This is a genomic window from Bartonella sp. AP21QHHD (assembly GCF_042196205.1).
GTDB lineage: Bacteria > Pseudomonadota > Alphaproteobacteria > Rhizobiales > Rhizobiaceae > Bartonella.
Window position 1 is genome coordinate 1 of the sequence record NZ_JBHIPT010000125.1, and the last position, 1183, is coordinate 1183.

Annotated in this window: 1 protein-coding gene and 1 pseudogene; both read left to right on the plus strand. The window is 41.8% G+C overall.

Translation table 11 applies throughout. The features are described 5' to 3' along the window. Window positions 1-355, plus strand: a 355-nt coding sequence (locus ACFIMC_RS10065; RefSeq protein ID WP_375681041.1) for a toprim domain-containing protein, incomplete at its 5' end; no start/stop codon positions are given. Further along, a pseudogene (locus ACFIMC_RS10070) lies at window positions 352-1183 on the plus strand (DUF3987 domain-containing protein); the annotation flags it as partial. The gene ACFIMC_RS10065 and the pseudogene ACFIMC_RS10070, both read left to right, overlap by 4 nt.

The following is a 1183-nucleotide window of genomic DNA, read 5'->3' on the forward strand; positions in this document are numbered from 1 at the left end:
AGCAAAAGCCATGTTGGGTTCTGTCACGGGTGGCGCTGTGCAATTAAGTCAAGCCAATCCAAAACATCTGGTCATTTGTGAAGGCATTGAAACCGGTCTGGCTCTGCTGTCTGGGTTGTTATCAGAGCCCGTTGATTTATGGGCGTCCCTTTCAACCCATGGCATGATGCATGTGAATTTACCTCCTACAAAAGGGCGTCTGACAATTGCAATGGATGGCGATGAGGCTGGTCGTAAAGCAGGTTTTACCCTCGCTGCACGTGCCTATAGACAAGGCTTTGAGGTCTTTATCATGCAAGCCCCCTACGGTCTAGATTTCAATGATGTTTTGATACTGAAAGGTATAAATAAATGAGAGAGAATAAAAACAATATTGTCGATACCAACAATCAAAATGTTTCATGCAATGATAACGATAATGTTTTTTTTAATGATAAGACTTGTTTAGAAGCCATTCCTTATGAAATCGCATTGCAACAAAATGGTTGGGGGGAATTGCAACCGATTAATACGGCTCTCTTACCCGTCGAGCCTTTTAGCTTATTACAGTTGCCAACGCCATTAATGGACTATGTTTATGACGTTGCGGATAGCCAACAAGCCCCTATGGATTTTATTGCTATCTCTGCTCTCTGTGCTTTGGCTGCTGTGATTGGCAATGGCGTGCGGATTGCCCCAAAACAACATACCAATTGGAAAATTGTTCCTAATCTCTGGGGTGCCATTGTGGGGGAACCTTCGACCATGAAAACAGGTACCATGGACGCTGCTTTAGAACCTCTCTATGAATTTCAAGATGAATGGCATCAAGAGTGGGTAAAGAAGAAAAAACAGCAAGAAACAAAAGAGATTCTTAGTGAATTAGATAAACGAGAAAAGAAAAAACAAGCCTATAAAGCACTCAAAGATCAAGACGAAGAACAAGCCCTTGCTCTTCTTTCACAAACTCTTGAACACAAAGAAAGTGAGGAAGATGACAGTTCTATAAAACGCCGTCTTATCGTCAATGATGTGACCGTTGAAAAGCTTGGGGAACTCTTAAAAGACCCCCCCGTGGTCTCTTGTTGGTTCGTGATGAATTAGCTGGTTTTTTATCTAATCTGGCAAGAAAGGAATATCAATCAGACCGTTCTTTCTATCTAACAGCTTTTAATGGCAATAAGTCTTACACCTATGACCGTAT